This is a genomic window from Synechococcus sp. MU1648 (genome assembly GCF_023630615.1).
Classification (GTDB): Bacteria; Cyanobacteriota; Cyanobacteriia; order PCC-6307; family Cyanobiaceae; genus Parasynechococcus.
In genome coordinates, this window is the sequence record NZ_JAKUHI010000007.1 from 22,499 (window position 1) to 44,203 (window position 21,705).

Annotated in this window: 21 protein-coding genes; 9 read left to right on the plus strand and 12 right to left on the minus strand. The window is 60.0% G+C overall.

Annotated elements, in window-relative coordinates; genetic code table 11:
* Positions 1-29: 29 nt before the first annotated feature.
* From uvrA to NCN06_RS08690, 3 genes are all read left to right on the plus strand, one after another.
* A complete protein-coding gene (uvrA, locus tag NCN06_RS08680; protein ID WP_226397554.1) occupies positions 30-2,993 on the plus strand; it encodes an excinuclease ABC subunit UvrA in 2,964 nt (987 codons plus the stop codon).
* Positions 2,993-4,489, plus strand: coding sequence for an alpha/beta fold hydrolase (locus NCN06_RS08685; RefSeq protein ID WP_226397553.1), 1,497 nt, complete (start codon positions 2,993-2,995; stop codon positions 4,487-4,489). Before uvrA ends, NCN06_RS08685 begins: the two co-directional genes overlap by 1 nt.
* 206 nt (positions 4,490-4,695) lie before the next feature.
* Positions 4,696-6,819, plus strand: a complete 2,124-nt coding sequence (locus NCN06_RS08690) for an HAD family hydrolase (protein ID WP_226397552.1) — start codon at positions 4,696-4,698, stop codon at positions 6,817-6,819.
* Here NCN06_RS08690 and purT read toward each other — a convergent pair.
* Complete coding sequence (purT, locus tag NCN06_RS08695) at positions 6,805-7,983, minus strand: formate-dependent phosphoribosylglycinamide formyltransferase (RefSeq protein WP_226397551.1); 1,179 nt, start codon at positions 7,981-7,983, stop codon at positions 6,805-6,807. The genes NCN06_RS08690 and purT overlap by 15 nt on opposite strands.
* A gap of 277 nt (positions 7,984-8,260) precedes the next feature.
* Between purT and NCN06_RS12835 the strand changes: the two genes are divergently transcribed.
* The gene (locus tag NCN06_RS12835) at positions 8,261-8,473 is read left to right on the plus strand and encodes a M23 family metallopeptidase (protein ID WP_350223189.1); all 213 of its coding nucleotides are present in this window, start codon (positions 8,261-8,263) and stop codon (positions 8,471-8,473) included.
* Positions 8,474-8,477: 4 nt separating this feature from the next.
* Here the strand turns inward: NCN06_RS12835 and NCN06_RS08705 are convergent, their stop codons facing one another.
* The 4 genes from NCN06_RS08705 to NCN06_RS08720 all read right to left on the minus strand — a co-directional run bounded on the left by NCN06_RS08705 (position 8,478) and on the right by NCN06_RS08720 (position 10,647).
* A complete protein-coding gene (locus NCN06_RS08705; RefSeq protein WP_170951220.1) occupies positions 8,478-8,648 on the minus strand; it encodes a hypothetical protein in 171 nt (56 codons plus the stop codon).
* Positions 8,648-8,896, minus strand: a complete 249-nt coding sequence (locus NCN06_RS08710) for a hypothetical protein (protein WP_115094718.1) — start codon at positions 8,894-8,896, stop codon at positions 8,648-8,650. Before NCN06_RS08710 ends, NCN06_RS08705 begins: the two co-directional genes overlap by 1 nt.
* Positions 8,897-9,205: 309 nt before the next feature.
* Positions 9,206-10,240, minus strand: coding sequence for a phospho-N-acetylmuramoyl-pentapeptide-transferase (gene mraY / locus NCN06_RS08715; RefSeq protein ID WP_226397577.1), 1,035 nt, complete (start codon positions 10,238-10,240; stop codon positions 9,206-9,208).
* A gap of 137 nt (positions 10,241-10,377) precedes the next feature.
* On the minus strand, positions 10,378-10,647 hold the full coding sequence (locus tag NCN06_RS08720; protein WP_226397549.1) for a DUF3134 domain-containing protein: 270 nt from the start codon (positions 10,645-10,647) through the stop codon (positions 10,378-10,380).
* A gap of 104 nt (positions 10,648-10,751) precedes the next feature.
* On the opposite strand from NCN06_RS08720, the gene NCN06_RS08725 reads away from it, so the two are divergent.
* On the plus strand, positions 10,752-10,940 hold the full coding sequence (locus NCN06_RS08725) for a hypothetical protein (RefSeq protein WP_250398862.1): 189 nt from the start codon (positions 10,752-10,754) through the stop codon (positions 10,938-10,940).
* Positions 10,940-12,151 (plus strand): argininosuccinate synthase, encoded by a 1,212-nt coding sequence (locus NCN06_RS08730; RefSeq protein ID WP_226397548.1) that lies wholly within the window; start codon positions 10,940-10,942, stop codon positions 12,149-12,151. The genes NCN06_RS08725 and NCN06_RS08730 overlap by 1 nt, the downstream gene beginning before the upstream one ends.
* Here NCN06_RS08730 and NCN06_RS08735 read toward each other — a convergent pair.
* From NCN06_RS08735 to NCN06_RS08750, 4 genes are all read right to left on the minus strand, one after another.
* Positions 12,143-12,493: a hypothetical protein gene (locus NCN06_RS08735; RefSeq protein ID WP_250398863.1), complete on the minus strand. Its 351-nt coding sequence runs from the start codon at positions 12,491-12,493 to the stop codon at positions 12,143-12,145. The two genes, NCN06_RS08730 and NCN06_RS08735, sit on opposite strands and share 9 nt — an antisense overlap.
* Before the next feature lie 41 nt (positions 12,494-12,534).
* Positions 12,535-12,921, minus strand: a complete 387-nt coding sequence (gene rpsF / locus NCN06_RS08740) for a 30S ribosomal protein S6 (RefSeq protein WP_115025022.1) — start codon at positions 12,919-12,921, stop codon at positions 12,535-12,537.
* An 80-nt stretch (positions 12,922-13,001) separates the two neighbouring features.
* Positions 13,002-13,478 carry a Tic20 family protein gene (locus NCN06_RS08745; RefSeq protein WP_115024690.1) on the minus strand — a complete coding sequence of 159 codons (477 nt, stop codon included), beginning with the start codon at positions 13,476-13,478 and terminating at the stop codon, positions 13,002-13,004.
* 25 nt (positions 13,479-13,503) lie between these two features.
* Positions 13,504-14,373 carry a shikimate dehydrogenase gene (locus tag NCN06_RS08750; protein WP_226397576.1) on the minus strand — a complete coding sequence of 290 codons (870 nt, stop codon included), beginning with the start codon at positions 14,371-14,373 and terminating at the stop codon, positions 13,504-13,506.
* A gap of 116 nt (positions 14,374-14,489) precedes the next feature.
* On the opposite strand from NCN06_RS08750, the gene dnaK reads away from it, so the two are divergent.
* On the plus strand, positions 14,490-16,409 hold the full coding sequence (gene dnaK / locus NCN06_RS08755) for a molecular chaperone DnaK (RefSeq protein ID WP_226397546.1): 1,920 nt from the start codon (positions 14,490-14,492) through the stop codon (positions 16,407-16,409).
* A gap of 44 nt (positions 16,410-16,453) precedes the next feature.
* Here the strand turns inward: dnaK and NCN06_RS08760 are convergent, their stop codons facing one another.
* Positions 16,454-17,506 carry an NAD(P)/FAD-dependent oxidoreductase gene (locus tag NCN06_RS08760; protein WP_250398864.1) on the minus strand — a complete coding sequence of 351 codons (1,053 nt, stop codon included), beginning with the start codon at positions 17,504-17,506 and terminating at the stop codon, positions 16,454-16,456.
* Positions 17,507-17,520: 14 nt separating this feature from the next.
* A complete protein-coding gene (gene psbQ, locus NCN06_RS08765) occupies positions 17,521-17,970 on the minus strand; it encodes a photosystem II protein PsbQ (RefSeq protein WP_226397544.1) in 450 nt (149 codons plus the stop codon).
* A 72-nt stretch (positions 17,971-18,042) separates the two neighbouring features.
* On the opposite strand from psbQ, the gene purU reads away from it, so the two are divergent.
* Both purU and NCN06_RS08775 read left to right on the plus strand, forming a co-directional pair.
* Positions 18,043-18,897: a formyltetrahydrofolate deformylase gene (gene purU, locus NCN06_RS08770; protein ID WP_226397543.1), complete on the plus strand. Its 855-nt coding sequence runs from the start codon at positions 18,043-18,045 to the stop codon at positions 18,895-18,897.
* On the plus strand, positions 18,894-20,171 hold the full coding sequence (locus NCN06_RS08775) for an O-antigen ligase family protein (protein WP_226397542.1): 1,278 nt from the start codon (positions 18,894-18,896) through the stop codon (positions 20,169-20,171). The genes purU and NCN06_RS08775 overlap by 4 nt, the downstream gene beginning before the upstream one ends.
* Here the strand turns inward: NCN06_RS08775 and NCN06_RS08780 are convergent.
* Complete coding sequence (locus NCN06_RS08780) at positions 20,089-21,675, minus strand: B12-binding domain-containing radical SAM protein (protein WP_226397541.1); 1,587 nt, start codon at positions 21,673-21,675, stop codon at positions 20,089-20,091. The two genes, NCN06_RS08775 and NCN06_RS08780, sit on opposite strands and share 83 nt — an antisense overlap.
* Positions 21,676-21,705: the final 30 nt, after the last annotated feature.

The window sequence follows — 21,705 nt, forward strand, 5'->3', positions numbered from 1 at the left end:
TAAGCTTTTGGGCCTTCCAACGGGTCCTGATGGCGCGAGCTGCTGCCAAGATCACTGACTCAGCTGACCCGCTGGCGAATCAGGATGACGTGATTCGGGTGAGGGGTGCTCGACAGCACAACCTCAAGAACGTCGACGTCACGATTCCCCGCAACAAGTTGGTGGTCTTCACCGGGGTGAGTGGCAGCGGTAAGAGCTCGCTGGCGTTCGACACGATCTTTGCGGAAGGGCAGCGCCGCTATGTCGAAAGTCTGTCGGCTTACGCCCGGCAGTTCCTAGGCCAGGTGGACAAGCCCGATGTCGATGCCATCGAAGGGTTGTCCCCCGCGATCTCCATTGATCAGAAATCCACCAGTCACAATCCGCGCTCCACGGTGGGCACCGTTACGGAGATTCAGGACTACCTCCGTTTGCTGTTCGGCCGGGCTGGCGAACCCCATTGCCCCAAATGCGGTCGCTCGATTAAGCCGCAGAGCATCGACGAGATGGTCGATCAGATTCTTTTGTTGCCGGAGGGAACCCGGTATCAATTGCTGGCGCCGGTGGTGCGTGGCAAAAAGGGCACCCACACAAAGCTGATCAGTGGCCTGGCGGCTGAGGGTTTTGCTCGGGTGCGCATCAACGGTGAGGTGCGCGAACTGGCCGACAACATTGAACTCGACAAGAACCACAGCCACAACATTGAGGTGGTGGTCGATCGCCTTGTGTCCCGTGAGGGAGTGCAGGAACGGCTGACCGATTCGTTGCGCACGGCTCTCAAACGTGGCGATGGTTTGGCGCTTGTGGAGGTGGTGCCCAAGAAAGGTGAGGAGCTTCCTGACGGCGTTGAACGGGAGCGGCTCTACTCCGAGAACTTCGCCTGCCCCGTTCACGGCGCTGTGATGGAGGAACTATCGCCGCGACTGTTTTCGTTCAACAGCCCTTATGGCGCCTGTGAGGCTTGCCATGGCATCGGGCATTTGCGCAAATTCACAGTGGACCGGGTGATTCCGGATCCCAGTCAGCCCGTTTATTCCGCCGTTGCCCCTTGGGCAGAGAAAGACAACAGTTATTACTTTTCACTGTTGTTCTCGGTTGGTGAAGCCTTCGGCTTTGAGATCAAGACCCCATGGAATGAGCTCACGGATGACCAGCGGGATGTGCTGCTCAACGGAAGCCGTGAACCGATTCTGATTCAGGCCGATAGCCGGTATCGCAAGGGCAAAGGGGGATACACCCGCCCTTTCGAAGGCATTCTTCCGATTCTTGAGCGGCAGCTTCGCGATGCCAGCGGTGAAGCCCAACGGCAGAAGTTGGAGAAGTATCTCGAGCTCGTACCTTGCGAAGCCTGTGGCGGTCAGCGGCTCCGACCGGAAGCCCTGGCTGTGACGGTCGGCCCGTATCGGATTCCAGAACTCACTGCTGTCAGCGTCGGTCAGACCCTGGAACGGATCGAAAAATTGATGGGCGTTGGTGCCTATGAGGGTTCAGAGCCTTTATTGAGTCCCCGTCAGATTCAGATCGGTGATCTGGTGCTCAGGGAAATCCGCCTGCGCTTGAAGTTTCTGCTGGATGTCGGTCTGGATTACCTCAGCTTGGATCGTCCGGCGATGACGCTCTCCGGCGGTGAGGCCCAGCGCATTCGGTTGGCCACTCAGATCGGCGCTGGTCTCACAGGGGTGCTTTACGTGCTCGATGAGCCGAGCATCGGCCTGCACCAGCGGGACAACGATCGTCTCCTGAACACTCTCGTGAGGCTCAGGGATCTTGGAAACACCCTGGTGGTGGTGGAACACGATGAAGACACCATCCGTGCTGCAGATCACGTGGTGGATATTGGTCCCGGTGCCGGTGTTCATGGTGGCCACATCGTTGCCGAGGGAAGTTTTGATGACTTGGTTGCGAGCAGCGAATCCCTCACCGGTGCCTATCTGAGCGGCCGCCGTTCCATTCCCACGCCGGCCGAACGCCGCCAGAGCGGTTCACGTTCCCTCAAGCTGATCGATTGCAATCGCAACAACCTCAAGAACGTTTCGGTTGAGTTTCCACTGGGACGGCTGGTGTCCGTCACCGGTGTAAGCGGCAGCGGCAAGAGCACCCTGGTGAATGAGCTTTTGCATCCGGCTCTGGAAAACGGCCTGGGTTTCAAAGTGCCCTTCCCGCAGGGTGTGGGGGAGCTGCGGGGCCTGAAGTCGATCGACAAGGTGATCGTGATCGATCAGAGCCCGATTGGACGGACGCCCCGATCCAATCCGGCCACCTATACCGGTGCTTTTGATCCGATCCGGCAGGTGTTCGCTGCCACGGTGGAGGCGAAGGCCCGTGGTTACCAGGTGGGGCAATTCAGTTTCAACGTGAAGGGCGGCCGCTGTGAGGCCTGCCGCGGTCAGGGCGTGAATGTGATTGAAATGAACTTCCTGCCGGACGTCTACGTTCAGTGCGATGTCTGTAAGGGCGCTCGGTTCAACCGCGAAACCTTGCAGGTCAAATACAAGGGTTACACCATTGCTGATGTGCTCCAGATGACGGTGGAGCAGGCCGCTGAGGTGTTCGATGCAATTCCTCAGGCTGCAGATCGGTTACGCACGCTGGTGGATGTGGGCTTGGGCTACGTCAAACTTGGCCAGCCGGCGCCAACTCTTTCGGGGGGTGAAGCCCAGCGGGTGAAGTTGGCGACGGAATTGTCACGGCGGGCCACCGGCAAGACCCTCTATCTGATCGATGAGCCCACGACCGGTCTCAGCTTTTATGACGTGCACAAGCTGATGGACGTGATGCAGCGATTGGTGGACAAGGGCAATTCAATCATCTGCATTGAGCACAATCTCGATGTGATTCGTTGCAGTGACTGGGTCATCGATCTCGGCCCTGAAGGTGGTGATCGTGGAGGCGAGATCTTGGTCACGGGGACTCCAGAGGAGGTTGCCCAGCACCCCACCAGTCACACAGGCCGTTATCTCAGCCGGGTTTTGGAGCAGCATCCCCCTGAACTTCCCGTTCCCCTGGCAGCTTGATGGCTCGACTTCGGACACACCTGGCCGCCCTGGGTGTTGGCATCTCGCTGGCCTTGGCAGGGGGTCCCGCTTCAGCATTGGAGCGGCTGGTGTTGCGACTGCCGTTCCTGGAAACGGAGATCACGATCAACTTCGATGACGGTGAGTCCGCTGAACAATTGATCCAGTCCAGTCCGGATCTGCAGGATCTGGAACTGGCCAGTGGTGGCAAGTTGTTGCCGCTGTTGCGCCAGGTGTTCCTCACGCCACTGCCCTTGGAAACCAAGGCGTTGCTGGCGGGATCGACCGGTCAGCCGCTTCTGGAGCAGGCCCTCCATGCGGCGACGCAGGTGGTGGCTCTTGAAGGAGTTGAGCCGGATGTGAGCGGGCGGATGCTGACCGAGGCCCTGATTCGTGCTGAACTCCGGGGGCAACCCAACATCCTTGGTTTTTTGCGGGAGTTGCCTGGAGAACAGGCATCGATCGATCTGTCGCGTCTCGCTGAGGTGGCCAATCGGCTTAAAACCAATCTTGAGGAGGGGGTTGCTTTGGCCCGTTCCGTTGAGCCCGCATCAGTGACGGCTGCTCTGCGGGGTCCACTGCGGCCCAGTTGGTCCCGTGAGGTTGTTCAGGTGCCTGTGCCCCATCGGCCGAAACCCCTGCGGGTTCTGATGCTTCAGCCTGCAGCGCCTGGGAATGGTCGCTTGGTCTTGATTTCCCACGGGCTCTGGGACGATCCGGAATCCTTTGAAGGTTGGGGTGAGGTGCTGGCTGCCCATGGCTACACCGTGCTGCTGCCAGACCACCCCGGCAGCGATCTCAATCAGCAGAAGGCGATGCTCGCTGGTGATGCGCCGCCGCCGGGTCCTGAAGAATTGCGTCTTCGGCCCCTTGATGTGTCCGCTTTGTTGGATGCCATCAGTGCACGCCGTCTTCTGGCAGACGCCAACTTGAATACCGATGCCGTAGCGGTGGTGGGTCATTCCTGGGGAGCCACCACCACGCTCCAATTGGCCGGTGGTGTTCCTATTGATTACAGACTCAAAGCCCGTTGCAACGACCTCAAGGATCCGGAGCGAAACATCAGCTGGGTGCTCCAATGCAGTTGGCTGTCGGGGGTTAACCAAGCCGCTGTTGCCGATCCAAGGGTCAAGGCTGTTGTGGCCGTCAGCCCGCCCTTGCGTTTGTTGTTCGACGGCAGCCGCTTGGAGAGCCTTCCAGCCAAGTTGCTGCTGATCAGCGGTACCCGCGATTGGGTGGTGCCTTCGGGTCCGGAAGCCATCGCTCCGATGCGTGAGAGCAAGGCCGTGCAGTTCGGTCACCGTTTGGTGTTGGTGCAGGGTGCTGACCACTTCAGCCTCCGCAGTTTTCGTGGTGAAGCGTCTCCGGCACGCGTTGGGCCGGCCATCCTTGGCTGGATCAACGAGCAGCTTGAGGTGGATGGCGCGATCACCTTCTCCAGGGGTGGTTGGGGTGACGAACAGGGCAGCCTGGTCGATGTGAGCGACCGCCTCTGACATTGCCGGGTTGTTACATACAGCAGTCGGCATGAGTGCAGTTTCTTGAGCTCAGATCACCTGCGAGAGAATGAGAGTCGGCTTTTTTTAGCTGTTTGATTTGCGTGCCTTCTAAGGTTTTTTTCATTTTTTAGCTCTTCTTCCGCCTCTAAAGAAAAACCAACGGCACTGAATCTGTGTTCCGTTGTTGTTTGTGAGGTGAGCGAATGGGGATCCGGTTGTTGCATCTGCATCTTCACGGTCTGTTTCGTTCTCATGAGCTCGAACTCGGACGGGATGCTGATACCGGTGGCCAGACGCTCTATGTCCTCGAGCTTGCGCGCAGCCTGGCGCAGCGGGCCGAGGTTGAGCAGGTTGATGTGGTGACGCGGTTGATTCAGGACCGTCGTTTTGATCTCGACTACAGCAAACGGGAGGAGGTCATTTGTCCGGGTGCCCGCATCCTGCGTTTCCCATTCGGACCGAAGCGGTATCTGCGGAAGGAGCTCCTTTGGCCCCATCTCGAGGAGCTGGCTGATCAACTGGTGGAACATCTGAGCCAGCCTGGCCACAGGGTGGACTGGATTCATGCCCACTACGCCGATGCCGGCTTGGTGGGTGCTCTGGTCAGTCAGCGGCTGGGCATTCCGCTGGTGTTCACCGGGCACTCTCTCGGCCGGGAGAAACAGCGTCGCCTCCTCGCCGGTGGTCTTGATCGCTCTCAGATTGAGCAGACCTATGCCATTAGCCGTCGCATCGATGCCGAAGAGCGCGCTCTGGCGCAAGCCGATCTGGTGATCACCAGCACCCGTCAGGAAGCTGATCAGCAGTACTCGCGTTACGGCCACTTTCAGGCGGCTCAGGCGGAGGTGGTCCCCCCCGGGGTCGATGCCACACGGTTCCATCCCCACGGCTCGTCGCAGGAATGCTCTGCTGTGGAAAGCCTGTTGCAGCCTTTCCTGAGGGAGCCAGATCGCGCACCCCTGCTCGCGATTTCCCGTGCGGTTCGTCGCAAGAACATTCCTGCGCTTGTGGAGGCCTATGGCCAGTCACCGGTGCTGCGGCAGCGTCACAACCTCGTGCTTGTGCTGGGATGTCGGGATGACCCGCGTCAGCTCGAGAAGCAGCAGCGCGATGTGCTTCAGCAGGTGTTCGATCTGGTGGATCGCTTTGACCTCTATGGCCAGGTGGCATATCCCAAACAACACAGTCGTGCCCAGATTCCCGCCCTGTATCGCTGGGCTGCCCGTCGTGGCGGGTTGTTTGTGAATCCGGCTTTGACGGAACCCTTCGGACTCACCCTGCTGGAGGCCGCGGCCTGTGGTTTGCCGATGGTGGCGACCGACGATGGGGGGCCACGGGATATCCAACACCGTTGCGACAACGGTCTTTTGGCAGACGTCACCGATCCTGGGGCACTTCAGGAAGCCCTGGAACTCGCCGGCAGTGATGGACCCCGTTGGCGACGTTGGAGTGACAACGGGGTGGAGGCGATCAGTCGCCACTTCAGTTGGGATGCCCATGTGTGCCAATACCTCGCCCTGATGCAGAAAAGGATTCGTTCGTCACCTGTTCGAGCGTTGTCGGTGGTGCGGCGGCCCAGTCCTGTCTCCAGGCTCCTGGCGCTGGATCTTGACAGCAGTTTGGAGTTACCGGAGGAAAGCTCCCTTGCGCATCTGCGCGATCGGCTTCAAGCCGAACCCTTTTCCGCCTCGACAGGGTTGGTCATCCTTACGGGTCGCTCCCTGGCTCAGGCACGTCAGCGCTACCACGAGTTGCACCTTCCCGATCCCAAGGCCTGGATCTGCCGGGCTGGAACAGAGATCCACCATGGTTTGGATCGTGCAGCGGACCCCGTTTGGGCGCAGCGGATCAGTGAGGCCTGGGATCGCGATGCTGTTCTTGCAGCGATGGGTCACCTGCAGGAACACATCCGGCTTCAGGACCTTGATCATCAAAGTCGTTTCAAGGTCAGCTACTTGTTGCGTGCCTCCAACCGTGGGTTGATCGGATTGGCCCGTCAGTGCTTGCGGCGCCATGCTTTGCAGGCTGAACCCCAGCTCCGCTGTCACTGGTTTTTGGATGTTCTGCCGCAGCGGGCCTCCCGCAGCGAGGCCATTCGCTTCCTTGCTCAGTCTTGGGGGCTCCCCCTGGAGCGGGTTCTGGTGGTTGCCAGTCAGCAAGGGGATGGAGAGTTGCTGGATGGCTTACCCGCCACGGTCGTGCCTGCGGATCACGATCCTTGTTTGTTGGGTCAAAGGATCCAGCAGCGGGTGTACGTGTCGAAACGCCCCAGTGTTGGAGCCGTGCTGGATGGCTTAACCCACTACCGGTTTTCAGGCAGCCGTTGATCCCGGGATCACGGTTATACAGGCGGCTGCCCTGTCGGCCTTTGCTTGTGCTTCCTTCCGATCTCCTCCCCTTGCCAGTGCCACACCCATCCGCCGACCAGGGCGGGCCGTGGGCTTGCCGAACAGAAGCAATTGGGTGTCAGCTTCCGTCAGCGCTTGTTCGACCCCTTCAAAAGCGACCGAGTCCATATTCGTTTGGGCCAAGATCACACGGCTGGCAGCGGCATCAGCTGCGGTGATCTCGGGGATCGGCAGGCCAAGAACGGCACGCAGGTGCAGTTCGAATTCGCTCAGGTTTTGGCTGATCAATGTGACCAGGCCGGTGTCGTGGGGGCGGGGAGAGAGTTCCGAAAAGATCACCTCATCACCACAGAGGAAAAATTCCACACCGAAGAGACCTGCACCGCCGAGGTTGTCGGTCACCGTCCTGGCCATGGCCTGGGCCTGATTCAGTTGCTGTTCCGTCAGTTGGGCGGGCTGCCAGCTGCACTGATAGTCCCCTCCTTCCTGTTCGTGGCCGATCGGTGCACAGAAGAGGGTTTCGCCGTTGCGCTGGCGAATGGTGAGCAGGGTGATTTCCAGATCGAAGCTGAGAAATTCCTCAACAATCACTTGGTCTGAGGTGCCGCGGGCGCCGGCCATGGCGATATCCCAGGCTTGCTTCAAGTCATCAGGGCCTTTCACCACGCTCTGCCCTTTGCCCGAGGAACTCATCACCGGTTTCACCACGACGGGCCAGCCCAGAGGTTTCGCTACCTCTGTGAGTTCCTCAGCATTGGAGGCATAGGCGAATCGGGCCGTGCGGAGACCGAGTTCGCCGGCTGCCAGGTCGCGGATGCGGTCTCGGTTCATGGTGACGGCCGTCGCACGGGCCGTTGGAATCACGGTGATTCCCTCCTGTTCCAGTTCCGCTAACGCATGAACTGCGAGCGCTTCGATCTCCGGGATCACCACGTCGGGCTGGTGGCGCCTGACCACTTCGAGCAAGGCATCGGCATCGGTCATCGGCAGCACTTCCGCCATGTCAGCCACTTGCATTGCTGGAGCACCTGCATAGCGATCACAGGCGATCACCCGGCAGCCAAGTCGTTGGGCAGCGATGGCCACTTCTTTGCCCAGTTCCCCACTGCCCAGCAGCATCACGGTGCGAGGAAACGACGGCATGGTGATCTTTGAATGGCTGGCCGCATCATCAATCAACGCAAGTCCTGAGACTTTCCGCAGCCTGGGAGTGCAGGGCTCGATGTGCTGCTACGTCAAGGATGAGTTCTTGATGGAGTCCAGTGCTTCGGGCGACATTGTTGGCGGTTCTCGCTGGGGGATGTCTTCAGCTCGGGGCGGCAAGAGCCAGGCCTGCTGATCCCATTCCACCGGTTGCTCCCTGGCTGAGTGATGCAGAGGCGCTGGCTTTGCTGCCGGTGTCAAGACCCGCTACAGCCATCTGAGTGTTGGAGCTCCCGCTGGTTCCTATAACCGTGGCCAGATCATTGGTCTTTGCGGTAACACGGGTCGCTGGTCGACCGGACCTCACCTTCACTTTGAAGCGGAACCGCTGCATTTCCTCGACGCGCTTGAAAGTCCCAGTGCTGAGCAGCTGAAATCGATGGAACAGACGCCTCAGTGGCGTCAGCGTTCGGTGGAGGCGAGCCGCTGAGGGCTCAGTTCGAATCGGCGTTGTTGCTCTGACGACGCACTTCTCCGATCAACCACACGCCCATGAATCCAAGCGACGACACACCAAAATAGATCAGCACCCAACGCAGAACCCGATCGGGATCAGCCGCTGCGCTGGCGAGCAGCTCAGCGGTTTTGGCAAGCAGGTTTTCCATCAGTTTTGAAGATCGGGGATCAGCGTGAGTTGGCGGACCGGCGATTCTTCGCTGACGAATCCCCAGGCTTCAAACACCGTGGGATCGGGATGGGTGATGCGCTGTTCTGTTCCATGCCGTTCCAGCTGGAACCCTTCGCTGGACATGCGCCGCATCAAACTGGCTGACTCCTCAAAGCGGGCAGCCATCGCCTCGAGGCTCGAACAGTCAGCTGTGAGACCGGATTCACGCCAGGTGAAATAGGTCATCCTGCCTTGATGCCTCGAAAGCATGACTTTAAGGGATGTGAGCCGAAGAAAGCTTTCGTGCTGGATGTAGAAATCTCCTCAGTTCAGGATTTTTAGTTCACGCCTCCTTCTATTTCGCAGGCAGTGTTGTGGTCATCTTCTAATCTTTAAAACGTCACTTGTTTCTGCTAGTTGACGATCACTCTTTCGAAAAAGATATTGATTTTTTGTGTTACGAATTCAAGTTTGGCTCATTGACGATTTGAACTGCTTCATCATTGAGATCGTTCCAAAAAGGATGTTTCCCAGGATTTGATCGAAGATCAACGCTTAGGGATGCATCACCAGCCCCAGAAGCACAAGACCTGCTGTGACCAGCCAGAACGCAGGCACCACGCTGCGCTCATCGGTGCCTCCTAGCTCAAAATGGTGATGGAGTGGCGCCATGCGGAACACGCGTCGGCCTTGTCCATCAGGCCCTTTCGTGGCCTTGAACACCCAAACCTGGATGATCACGGAGAGGGATTCAGCCACGAAGACGCCTCCCATCACCAGTAGTGGCCAAAGACTGTTGGACAACAGGGCGACACCACTCAGGGCTGCCCCCATCGCGAGGGATCCGGTATCGCCCATGAAGGCTCGAGCCGGGTTTCGGTTGTGCACAAGAAATCCCAGCCACGCCCCTGCCATGGTCATGCAAAATCCAGCTAGGGCGGGATCTCCACTGTCCCCTCGCAGCATTAGCTGAAGCGCCAGACCCGTAAACACCAGAGCTCCACAGCCGCTGGCCAGACCATCCAGGCCATCGGTGAGGTTGGTGGCATTGCTCTCCGCCAGAACAACAAACAGCCCCAAAGGCCAGATCAGGATCCCCAGCGGAAGTTCAAGGCCCAAAGGCAAGGCAATGCTGCTGCTGATCCAGCCCTGCCAGGCTGCGACGACCAGAAAGACAAGGGCCGCAAGGGCTTGCAGCAGCAATTTCCCTCGCGCTGTCAGACCTGTGTTCGTGTGTTTGGTGAGGCTGCTCCAGTCATCGACGCCGCCGATCAGCATGAATGCCAACGTCAGCGAAGCCAGGCTGAGCAGTTGTTGCGATGCCACGGGGTCCCGCGTGATCAGGCTGCCGAGAATGACTCCGACGGGAACCACGAGCAGACCCCCCATCGTTGGCGTTCCCGCTTTGCTCCGATGGGATTCCGGTCCCTCCTCGCGGATGAACTGCCCCATCTTCAAGCGACGCAGAAGCGGAATGCCTAAAGCTGCCGTAGCGGTTGCGCAGACCGTTGAAATCAACAGAGGCAGGCTCAGCTGCGCATTGGGGATCCATTTGTCGGCTGCAAAGCTGGTCGCCAAGACCACCAGCATGAGCAAGCTGGCACTAATCGAGCCGTTCTCCCACCAAGGACGATGGATCGAATCCGTGGATTGCAAAGCAGCACTGGACTGGTCGCTGGGACCCTAGATGAGTCGCTCATTGACGACCAGTCAGTGGTTGGGGGACATCAGTCCTCCCACTGCTCCTCATTTTGCTCGTCATCCTTGTTGTAATCCTCTTTCTCACCCATGAGCGCCGAGAGTTCTTCCTCTTCCACAGTGCTCACTTCGGGGGAACCGGATGCTTCGTCGGCAACGAGACGGCCGCTGGTTTCCAGCCAGGACAGGAGATCGGGCTCCTCTCGCAGGGGCAGCACGGGTGCTGGGTCACGGCGCCCGTAGCGGGTGAGGGACGGGTTGACGCTGTCCAGGGCGTTTAAATCAACCAGATCGCTCATGCAGGGACGGACACAGGCCAATCAACCAAGATAGACCACGTGCTGTTTTTGAGCTCCAGCTGAATAAACCTGCGCTTCTGGTTGTCCTGTGGGGTCTGGCTCTGATGATCAGTGCTGGCTTGCACTGGTGGGGTCTGCAGCGGCCTGAACCGTTGCAGACCTCTTGGATCCTTGCGCTGCTCCTGGTCTTTGCTCCGGCTGCGGGGTTGGCTGCATGGCTGCTTGTGACCTCACCTAAGGATGCGGCCGGCGAGACGAGAGAATCAGAGGAGTGTGATCAGGAGACCCATTGATGGGCCGCGCCAAGAAGGTGGTACTCGCCTATTCCGGGGGAGTGGATACCAGTGTCTGCATCCCGTACCTCAAGCAGGAATGGGGCGTGGAGGACGTGATCACATTTGCTGCAGATCTCGGCCAGGGCGATGAGCTGGAACCGATTCGTCAGAAAGCGCTCGATGCTGGTGCCAGTCAGTCGCTGGTGGGAGATCTGATCGAGCCGTTCATCAAGGATTTCGCTTTTCCGGCGATTCGTGCCAATGCCCTGTATGAAGGCCGTTACCCCCTCTCCACCGCTCTGGCCAGGCCTCTGATCGCCAAGCGCCTTGTCGAGGTGGCCCGGGAAGTGGGTGCTGATGCTGTCGCCCATGGCTGTACAGGCAAAGGCAACGACCAGGTGCGTTTTGATGTGGCCATCGCAGCGCTGGCGCCTGATCTCAAGGTCCTCACCCCCGCCCGTGAGTGGGGCATGAGCCGTGAGGAGACCATTGCTTACGGCGAACGCTTTGGGATGCCCGCCCCGGTGAGCAAGAAATCGCCCTACTCAATTGATCTGAATCTGCTCGGCCGCAGCATCGAGGCTGGACCTCTGGAAGATCCGATGGTGGCTCCGCCGGAAGAGGTCTTCGCGATGACACGATCGGTGGAGGCTGCTCCCGATGCCTCAGAAGAGATCGAGATTGCTTTTGAAGCCGGCAATCCTGTTGCGATCAATGGGCAGCGTCTGGATCCTGTGGCGTTGATCCGTGAAGCCAACCGTTTGGCGGGAACCCACGGCATTGGTCGTCTCGACATGATCGAGAACCGTGTGGTGGGAATCAAATCCCGGGAGATCTATGAAACGCCTGGGCTGTTGCTTCTGATCCAGGCCCACCAGGAACTGGAAAGCCTGACCCTGGCCGCCGATGTTCTGCGTAGCAAGCGGCAATTGGAGATGCAGTGGGCTGACCTCGTTTACCAAGGTCTTTGGTATGGCCCCCTCAAGGATGCTCTTGACGGCTTTATGGATCGCACCCAGACCACCGTCAATGGTGTCGTTCGTCTCCGGCTCCACAAGGGAACAGCCACGGTCACCGGTCGCGGCTCAGCGGACAGCAGTCTTTATGTTCCCGAGATGGCGTCCTACGGCAGTGAGGATCAGTTCGATCACCGTGCTGCGGAGGGTTTCATTTACGTCTGGGGTCTGCCAACCCGGCTCTGGTCAGCATCCCACCGTCGTTCAGGCTGAACGCTGCTGCCTCTGCAGGAACTTGGGGAGCCTCAGGCCCGGAAAGCGCACGACGTTATCCGGTTCTGAGGTTCCAGGGAGAGCTGCCTGCTGGGGGCGCTCGATCTGTTCTTGATCAACCTGTTCAGCCAGTAGTTCATACCGCTCCATCAACGGCTCAAGTCGCTGTTGGAATCGACGCTCAAAAACGTCGGGCAGTTCTGCAAGAAGGTCTTCGTAAGCCTTGATCTCGGCTTCGAGCTCTGTGATTCTTTTCTTCAACAACCCAACAACCTCAACGTCGCCATGACGTTCGTTCCAAGCGGGTTCTGTTGAATGACGCTGATCAGGTTGTGAATCCATGGGCGGACGCTATCGCCCACCCATGGATCACACAATGCTGATCAGTCAGCTGATGCAGCTGCAGCTGTAGCTGTTTCGGCTTGCTGTTGCTGAGCGGCTTCACTACCGGGCATCACCCGAGGTGCGGGAAGGGGACCTTCCTGCTTCACGGTCAGGTAGCGGATCACGTCCTCACTGAGGCGCATGGCCTTCTCGAGAACAGCAACGTGCTGGCCATCACCGTTATGGCTCAGCTGCACGTAGATGCCTTCCTTGTGCTTGGCAATCGGATAGGCCAGGCGGCGCTTGCCGCGCATCTGGTTGTCCAGCACATCAGCACCGGCTTCCACGAGCATGTCGCGGTACTTGGTGACATGGCTTTCGACCTCCTCTTCCGGAATGTCCGGACGGAGGATGTACATGGTTTCGTAGTACGGATCGTGCGTCATGGGCAGCTCCAACGGGGCTTCAGGCTCACCGGAGTGAGCGACGGATCCAACACCTTATCCCCTGGTGTGCCCCTCCACCTTCAGTAGAGCTGCATGCGCACGGCTTGGCTGATGCCTGGCAGATCCGGTTCACGCCCTCGCCAGCACTCCACAAGAGCGAACACCAAAATGGCCAGCACCGCGATCACGATCGTGCTGGACAGGGTGCTCAGCAGCAAGCTGCCTCCAGCAATCGGTTGGAGCAGGATTCCAAAGGCAAAGCTCAGAACAACGATCACGATGTCTGTGAGCAAGGCCTGCAGAGTGTTGAATCGCAGGAAGTAGGGAACGGCTGGATTCCGAACCACCGCCAGAAAAAGCACGAAGAACAGCAGCAGGCCACCAAAAGGCACCCCCCGATTCAGTTGGATCAGAGGCACTGCTGGAACGATCAGCAGTCTGAGCAAAGGGATCTGGTTAAACACACCGTCAGCCCCTAGGCCAAAGGGAATGGCGTCACTCCAGGGGAGCAGGTACACCAGCGGTGCGAGTAGCCGCTGCCAGAGGGGAATCTGCACGGTGGGGCTAGGACTTACTGCGACGTTAGGTCGCAAGAGCAGTCTCGGCGGCGCTTCGCATCGCCTCGATTGGAACGTCATGGCGTCCACTCCAAAGCCGCAGCGATGCAGCGCCCTGCTGCACCAGCATCTCGAGGCCATCGATGCATCGATGGCCGCGGCGTTGCCCGGCAGTGAGCCAGCTGGTGGGCCTTGGTGTGTAAATGAGGTCGTACAAAACCGCCTTTGGGCTCAGCCCTGACCAGAGTTCCGCACCCAGGGGCATTGCTTTGGGGTCACCGTGCTGTGCCATTCCCACCGGGGTCGTGTTCACCACGAGAGCTGCTTGGGCGACGGCTTCTTTGAGCTGGGGCCCGTTCTCGAGGCAGGCCGTTAAAGGGGCATTGTCTTGTTGCAGATCGGTGTTGAAGGCCTGCAAGGCTTCGCTTCGTCGTCCCACCACGGTGATTGTGTTCAGCTTCAGGCTTTGCAGGCCGGCGACCACCGCACGGGCCGATCCGCCGCAGCCGATCACCACGGCATCGCGTCCGGCCCAGTCTTCGTTGGCACCAAGTGGTGCCAGAAAGCCCTCCACGTCGGTGTTGGTGCCGTACCAGCCACCGTCGACCCCTGGGACCAGGGTGTTGACGGCACCAAGTCGCCGCGCCAGAGGGCTCAGCTCATCACAGAGTTCAGCGATGGCCTGCTTGTGCGGGATGGTGACGTTGAGGCCCTGGCAGCCAACGGCCCTGAGACCCTGCAACACCAAATCAAGGCTCTCGGTTTTGCAAGGAAGGGCCAGGTAGCGCCAGTTGAGCCCCATTGATTCGAGGGCTGCGTTGTGCATCACCGGCGAAAGCGAGTGGCGCACTGGATTGCCGAGCAGGCCCAAAAGGCTGGTGCCGCCGTTGATCATTGCCAGGGCCGGATCGCTCCACCAGCCTGCCTGTTCGGGAACCACACCTCGCCTGTCACCGGGTCTGATGTGGAGGATGAGCCCATTCAAATCACCATCTCAGGAGGTGGGCAACGATGGGAAAGGTTGTCGGCATTGACCTTGGCACCACGAACAGCTGTGTTTCCGTGATGGAGGGCGGCAAGCCCACCGTGATTGCAAACGCCGAGGGCTTCCGCACGACGCCCTCCGTGGTTGCTTACACCAAGAACCAGGATCAGTTGGTGGGTCAGATCGCCAAACGTCAGGCGGTGATGAACCCGGACAACACGTTTTATTCCGTCAAACGCTTCATTGGCCGTCGTGTCGATGAGGTGAACGAGGAATCGAAGGAGGTGAGCTACGGCGTTGAGAAGGCCGGCTCCAACGTGAAGGTGAAGTGCCCGGTTCTCGAAAAGCAATTCGCGCCTGAGGAGGTCTCAGCGCAGGTGTTGCGCAAGCTGTCTGAGGATGCCGGAAAGTATCTCGGTGAAACCGTCACCCAGGCGGTGATCACGGTTCCCGCCTACTTCAACGATTCCCAGCGCCAGGCCACCAAGGACGCCGGCAAGATCGCTGGCCTTGAGGTGCTGCGCATCATCAACGAGCCCACCGCTGCCGCTCTGGCCTATGGCCTCGACAAGAAGAGCAATGAGCGCATCTTGGTCTTCGACCTCGGCGGCGGCACCTTCGACGTTTCCGTTCTGGAAGTCGGCGACGGCGTGTTCGAGGTGCTCTCCACCGCCGGAGACACCCACCTCGGCGGTGACGATTTTGACAAGGTGATCGTGGATCACCTGGCCGAGACCTTCAAATCCAACGAAGGCATTGATCTTCGTCAGGACAAGCAGGCTCTGCAGCGTCTGACCGAGGCCGCTGAAAAGGCCAAGGTTGAGCTGTCCAATGCCACTCAGAGCGAGATCAACCTGCCGTTCATCACGGCAACGCCCGAGGGTCCGAAGCACCTAGATCTCACCTTGACCCGCGCCAAGTTCGAGGAACTGGCCTCCAAGCTGATTGATCGTTGTGCCATGCCCGTGGAGCAGGCGCTCAAGGACGCCAAGCTCTCTTCCGGTGAGCTGGACGAGATCGTGATGGTGGGTGGTTCCACCCGCATCCCGGCGGTGCTGGAACTGGTCAAGCGCATCACCGGTAAAGATCCCAACCAGACGGTGAACCCCGACGAGGTGGTGGCTGTTGGAGCTGCCATCCAGGGCGGTGTTCTGGCCGGAGAGGTGAAGGACATCCTTCTTCTCGACGTCACGCCCCTCTCTCTGGGTGTGGAGACCCTCGGCGGTGTGATGACCAAGATGATCACCCGCAACACCACCGTTCCCACCAAGAAGACAGAGACCTACTCCACGGCTGTGGATGGTCAGACCAACGTGGAGATTCACGTGCTCCAGGGCGAGCGCGAGATGGCATCCGACAACAAGTCGCTCGGAACCTTCCGTCTTGATGGCATTCCTCCGGCACCCCGTGGCGTGCCTCAGATCGAGGTGACCTTCGATATCGATGCCAACGGCATCCTCAGCGTCACCGCTAAGGACAAGGGCAGCGGCAAGGAGCAGTCCATCTCGATCACCGGTGCCTCGACCCTGTCGGATAACGAAGTCGACAAGATGGTGAAGGACGCCGAGGCCAATGCCAGCGCTGACAAGGAGAAGCGCGAGAAGATCGACCTTAAGAACCAGGCCGAAACCCTCGTTTATCAAGCTGAAAAGCAGATGGGCGAACTGGGCGACAAAGTCGATGCTGACGCCAAGGCGAAGCTGGAGGAGAAGCGCCTCAAGCTCAAGGAAGCCACCGAGAAAGACGACTACGACGCGATGAAGACCCTGCTGGAGGAATTGCAGCAGGAGCTCTACACCGTTGGTGCTTCCGTCTATCAGCAGGAGGGTGCTGCAGCGGGCGGCGGAGCTCCTGGTGCTGATGCCGGTGCTGGTGCCGGTGCTAACGCCGGTGGTGGTGACGCCAGCGACGACGTTATCGACGCGGAGTTCACTGAGACCAAGTGATCGGTTGATCCATCGACGCGTTAGGGCCCCGCGGGGCCCTTTTTTCATGGCTGCTCGAGTGCAGCGGCAACCCACTCCGCTGTGGCAGGTGCGAGCAGCACGCCATTGCGGTAATGCCCGCTGGCAAGAATCAGTCCAGGCTCCAGCTCCTCCAGCAGCGGTGCAGGGCGATCCACGGGTCGTGCTCGCAGGCCGCTCCAGTGGCTCACCACAGTGGCAGTGCGCAGCCATGCAGGTGCCCGTTCATTTAGGCTGCGCATCAAGATCAGAGGGTCTGCCGAAGCGCAATCACCCGGTTCCACGGTGGCCCCAAGCAGCAAGCGCCCGGGTGATGTGGGAATCAGGTTGAAGCCCTGATCCACCAGCACTGAGGGCCAGTGGGTCCAGCTCGTTGGCCCCGTCGTTAGCTGGAGTGACAGAGCCTGGCCCAACACCGGCGTCATCGCTCGGGCGTGGCCCAGGGGTTCCAGCAGAGCATCCGTGGTCAGTGCTGTGGACAGCACAACGACGTCATGGATTGTGCTCTCACCGTCAGCTCGATGCACACTCCACTGGTTGTTATTGCGCTCCAGGTGGACCACTGCCTCGGCATTCAGATCCACGCTTTGCCCTGCCAGCGCCTGTCGCAGGGCCAGTTGAAGCAGCAGTGGATCCACCCGCCCGTCGTGGCGCGAGTGGAGGCCACCGTGGCTGGCCGTCGGCCAGACCTTGTTCAGCGCTTCTTTGGAGACTATTTCCAGGCCCAGGTCGACGCGTTGGGCAGCCAGCGACGCCATTCGCTCAGCCGTTCGTTCGTCCTCCGGGATTTGCAGCAGGCCCAGATGGAGCTTGAGATCAGGTTGGTGGACCTGCAGCGTTTCGATCCACTGCGGCCAGAGCTCCATGCTCCGGCGGCGCAGCCTCCAGCCCCGTCCGCTGCTGCGGCGAAACACATGACCCATCAATACCCCTAGGGATGCCGATGTTCCACTGAGATCGTTTGCCGATCCCTGGCGCTGAACGGGCGCGTTCAGACGTGGGTCGTAAACAGAAACATAGTGACCTCTCTTGGTCAGATGCCAGGCGGTGCCGAGGCCGATGGCCCCAGCACCAATCACTCCAACGGAGCGGGTCAGCTGAAGGCCTCAGCAGGGATCAGATCGCTGTAGGCATCAAATCCTGCAGCAACGGCGCTGTAGGACTTCTGCAGGCGGCTGAAGTCCTGCAGGCGTGCCGCTTCATCCAGATCAGCCAGAGCTTCTTTCAAGGAGCGGGCCACCTTGGTGGCCTCCTTACGCTCGCTCTTGTCGAGGCGCTGATTGATGTAGAGCATTTCACGGCTCACTTCCTGCATGGGGCCATGCAGAAGGTTGCGGGTGAAGACCCAATCCTTTTCGCTCACCAGCCGGGCCAGATCAGGCAGACGGGATTTTGCGTCTTCAAATGCTGCGGCCTGGCGGCGGATCACGCCCAGATCATCAGGATTGATGCCGGCAGCATCGACAGAAGCCGGGGCCATCAGACCCATGCTCAACGCGACGCAGAGGCAGAACGCAGCCAGGCGTCTCAGAGCCTTCAGCATGGTGATCAAAAAATTTTCTGCGACTTTAACCAGCCCCTCCTGCGCGGGAGAATTTGTTTTTCAAAGGTTGTTGTGAGTGACGCCACGGTCATCCTCCAGATGATCTGTCCCGACCGCCCGGGCTTGGTCAGCGAATTAGCGGGTTGGGTGGCAGCCAATGGCGGCAGCATTCGCCATGCCGATCACCACACCGACGCCGGAGCGGGGTTGTTTCTCAGCCGGATCGAATGGCAGCTCAAGGGTTTCGGCATTCCCCGGGATGGCCTGCCCGAGGCAGCTCAGGCCCTAGGAGAGCGGCTTGGTGGTGAGGCACAGCTCCACTTCTCAGACGCCTTTCCCCGCGTGGCGATCTTTGCCAGCAAGCAGAGCCATTGTTTGCAGGATCTGCTTTGGCGTGTCCAAAGCGGAGAGCTGCCGATGCAGGTTCCCTTGGTCATCGCCAATCATCCGGATCTGGAACCCCTGTGTGCGTCGTTCGAGATTCCTTTTATTTATGTGCCTGTCAGAAAGGATTCCAAGGCCGAAGCGGAGCACCAAATCTTGCAGCTGCTTGAGGAGAACGCCGTTGAACTTGCGGTGCTGGCCAAATACATGCAGGTTCTTAGTTCGGAGTTTCTCGAGCGATTTCCACAGGTCATCAACATTCACCATTCCTTCCTTCCAGCGTTCAAGGGCGCGCAGCCTTACCACCGGGCCTGGGACCGCGGGGTCAAGCTCATCGGCGCCACAGCGCACTACGTCACTGAGGATCTGGATGATGGTCCGATCATTGAGCAAACCACGGTTCCCGTCAGCCACCGGGATGAGGTGGAGGATCTGATCCGCAAGGGCCGTGACACCGAACGCCTTGCTCTGGCGCGGGCCCTTCGCTTGCATCTGCGCCGTCAGGTGATGGTTTACCGAGGACGCACTGCCGTTTTTGCATGAAGTCTCTTCGCGGCGGTCAGGCGTTCCAGCTCGGCCTTTTTCTGCTTCCCTCCAGTGCTCTGCTCTCGGGCATCTGTCTCCTTGTGGCTTGTGTCAGCGGAAGTCGGGGCAGGGATTGTTCTGTTTGGCAGGACCGCTGGACGCAACCGTTTCTTGTCGCTTCCCTGTTGATGCTGGTGGGGTCCCTGGTGGCCGAAACAGGATCCCTCGCCTGGGCTGGGTTGGCCAATTGGTTGCCATTTTTCTGGGCTTTCTGGGCCTTTCGGCCCCATCTCGCCAGCGAACGGCAGCGCCTCCAGGCGGCTTGGATGTTGCTGGCCGGAACCTTGCCGGTGCTGCTGACCGGCCTGGGGCAAATGTTTCTGGGTTGGCAAGGTCCCTGGCAACTTGGAGGCGGCGCCATCATCTGGTTCGTCGCCCCCGGTGGCCAGCCGCAAGGGCGGCTTTCGGCCCTGTTTGATTACGCCAACATGGCGGGAGCCTGGCTCGGGGTGGTTTGGCCTTTGATGCTGGCGGCTGTGCTGCGATCGGATGGGTGGAGGCGGCGTGGTGCGGCTTTGTTGCTCACGCTTTCGACGGTTGTTGCTGTTTTGCTCACCCAGTCGCGCAATGCCATGGGAGCACTGGCCTTGGCGATTCCCTTCGTTCTGGGACCGATGCAGTGGTTCTGGTTGCTCCCCCTCCTGTTGTTGTTGGCCTCTCCGTTGTTCTTGGTGGTGCTGCCCGGTGTCCCCCCTGGATGGCGTCAACTGGGCATGGCTGTGGTGCCGGAGCCGATTCTCGATCGGCTTCTGGAGCGGGGAGGGCCCACCGCCTGGAAACACACCCGTCTGGGCCAGTGGGGGTATGCCTTGGAGTTGGTTGCGGCCCGTCCCTGGCTTGGCTGGGGGGCAGCCGCGTTCAGCGTGCTTTATCCGATCTATGCGGCCAAGCGATGGCATGGCCATTCCCACAATCTCCCGCTGGAGTTGGCGATCAGCCACGGCCTTCCGGTGATGCTGTTGATTGTCGGAACGGTGCTCCTGTTGCTGGTTGTGGCGCTGCGAAAGGGGATCCTGCAAAAAGCACCGATGGAACGGGCCTGGTGGACCGCCACGCTGGTGTTGGTGGCGATGCATGCCACCGACCTGCCGTTTTTCGACAGTCGCCTCAATATTCTCGGCTGGACGCTGTTGGCGGGTTTGGCTGCCTTCAACCAGGAGGTTGCGCAGACTCCCCATCCAAGGCCTGATCGTGATGGTCCCGCAGCGTCGTCGGAGCTAGGGGGCCCCTGAGGTGGGTCCAGGGCAGGATCCGTGAGGCCTCCCATGGTTCGTGGATCACGGCACTCCATTGCGGCGGCGGCGGCAGGGCTGGCCCTGGCATCGGTTGGAGCTCACCGTTGAGAGCAGCCCGGTAGGTCTTTTTCCAGCCGCCCATGCTGTTGCGGTCTTCGCCAACGGCCGCGATCACCGGGGCCAGGCGACGGTCGCTGCGGGAGAGCAGGGCCTGAATCACGCTCCATCCATAGCTCTCCGGTCGGAACTCGATTCCCTTCGGTTTCAACCTTTTGGCAAGGCGCTTGAGGCGCTTCTCAGCTTCCGGTCTGACCCCTTGCCACTGGAAGGGGGTCTGGGCTTTGGGTACAAAGGTGCTCACCCCCAGGGTGAAGCGCAGTCCGGCGGTTCCTTTTTTGAGGGCCAGCAGGAGATCTGCCGTTGCTTCGACGTCGTCATCCGATTCCGTCGGCAAGCCCACCATCCCGTAGAGCTTGAGACTCGAGAGGCCGCCTTGTTTGGCATGGCGGGCCGCCCCATGGATGGCCTCCGTGGTGAGTTTCTTGTTCACCACATCGCGCATCCGTTCACTGCCGCTTTCGATGGCGATGGTCAGAGAGCGGCTGCCCCGTTTGGCCAGGATTCGACCCAAATCTGGGGTCACGGTGGCTGCTCTCACCGAGCTAACGCTGACGCGGGTGTCATCGAAACGGTCCTGATCCAGCCAGTGGAGGAGGTCGGCGAACTGGGGATGCTGGGTGACGGAAGCACCCAACAGGCCAAGGCGTTTGGTGGCTTGCAGGCCTTTCTCCACGGCTGGGATCAGACCGTCATCCAACGACGGCGTCCGGAACGGAAGGGTCAGGTAGCTGGCCAGACAGAACCTGCAAAGTTCAGGGCAACTGCGCACCACCTCCACCATGTGGATGTCGGGCCAAGCGGCCTCAGGGGTGACCACCGTTGAGTGACTGAGGGTGTTGCCTCGCCAGGTCTGCTTTTCGACGAGGGCAGGAACTGTTGGATCAATCGGTTCGATGCCGATCAGCTCGCCGTCTGGGTCGTATTGCGGGGCATACAGCGACGGCACGTATACCCCTGGAACCTGAGCCAGGTGTCGGAGTCGTTCCGCCCGCGATGCCTGCCGGCAGCTCTGCAGAGCGTCGATGAAGGCGGGCAGCAGAAGTTCGCCGTCTCCGAGAAGCACGGCATCAAAGAACGGTGCCAGGGGTTCGGGGTTGGCCGTGAGCACCGGTCCGCCGCCGAACACGATGGGGTCTTCATCTCCCCGCTCCAGGGCCCAGATCGGAATCCGCTGGTTCTGCAGTAGCTCCGGCAGCACAGGGCCGTCGAGTTCCCAGCTCAGGGAGAGCCCGAACAGATCGCAATGGCGGGGCAAGGGATCGTGCTGGTCCGTGAACAGTCGCCGAACGTCCACATCACTGCGCTGCGCCAACGTGGCCCAGACGATCTGATAACCCAGGCTTGTGATCCCCACGGAATAGGAGCTGGGAAAGGCCAACACGGCCTGCAGGGCTCCGGGCTCCGGTAAGGC

What these genes read in the sequence shown, in the direction of transcription:
- NCN06_RS08775 (WP_226397542.1), top strand. Translation starts at nt 18,894, where the DNA reads ATGAAGTCTCTTCGCGGCGGTCAGGCGTTCCAGCTCGGCCTTTTTCTG.
- NCN06_RS08710 (WP_115094718.1), bottom strand. Translation starts at nt 8,896, where the DNA reads ATGACCTATTTCACCTGGCGTGAATCCGGTCTCACAGCTGACTGTTCG.
- purT (WP_226397551.1), bottom strand. Translation starts at nt 7,983, where the DNA reads ATGCCGTCGTTTCCTCGCACCGTGATGCTGCTGGGCAGTGGGGAACTG.
- NCN06_RS08720 (WP_226397549.1), bottom strand. Translation starts at nt 10,647, where the DNA reads ATGAGCGATCTGGTTGATTTAAACGCCCTGGACAGCGTCAACCCGTCC.
- NCN06_RS08705 (WP_170951220.1), bottom strand. Translation starts at nt 8,648, where the DNA reads ATGGAAAACCTGCTTGCCAAAACCGCTGAGCTGCTCGCCAGCGCAGCG.
- psbQ (WP_226397544.1), bottom strand. Translation starts at nt 17,970, where the DNA reads ATGCTGAAGGCTCTGAGACGCCTGGCTGCGTTCTGCCTCTGCGTCGCG.
- mraY (WP_226397577.1), bottom strand. Translation starts at nt 10,240, where the DNA reads ATGCTGGTGGTCTTGGCGACCAGCTTTGCAGCCGACAAATGGATCCCC.
- NCN06_RS08750 (WP_226397576.1), bottom strand. Translation starts at nt 14,373, where the DNA reads ATGATCAACGGCGGCACCAGCCTTTTGGGCCTGCTCGGCAATCCAGTG.
- NCN06_RS08730 (WP_226397548.1), top strand. Translation starts at nt 10,940, where the DNA reads ATGGGCCGCGCCAAGAAGGTGGTACTCGCCTATTCCGGGGGAGTGGAT.
- dnaK (WP_226397546.1), top strand. Translation starts at nt 14,490, where the DNA reads ATGGGAAAGGTTGTCGGCATTGACCTTGGCACCACGAACAGCTGTGTT.
- uvrA (WP_226397554.1), top strand. Translation starts at nt 30, where the DNA reads ATGGCGCGAGCTGCTGCCAAGATCACTGACTCAGCTGACCCGCTGGCG.
- NCN06_RS08690 (WP_226397552.1), top strand. Translation starts at nt 4,696, where the DNA reads ATGGGGATCCGGTTGTTGCATCTGCATCTTCACGGTCTGTTTCGTTCT.
- NCN06_RS08725 (WP_250398862.1), top strand. Translation starts at nt 10,752, where the DNA reads ATGATCAGTGCTGGCTTGCACTGGTGGGGTCTGCAGCGGCCTGAACCG.
- NCN06_RS08685 (WP_226397553.1), top strand. Translation starts at nt 2,993, where the DNA reads ATGGCTCGACTTCGGACACACCTGGCCGCCCTGGGTGTTGGCATCTCG.
- rpsF (WP_115025022.1), bottom strand. Translation starts at nt 12,921, where the DNA reads ATGACGCACGATCCGTACTACGAAACCATGTACATCCTCCGTCCGGAC.
- NCN06_RS08735 (WP_250398863.1), bottom strand. Translation starts at nt 12,493, where the DNA reads ATGGATTCACAACCTGATCAGCGTCATTCAACAGAACCCGCTTGGAAC.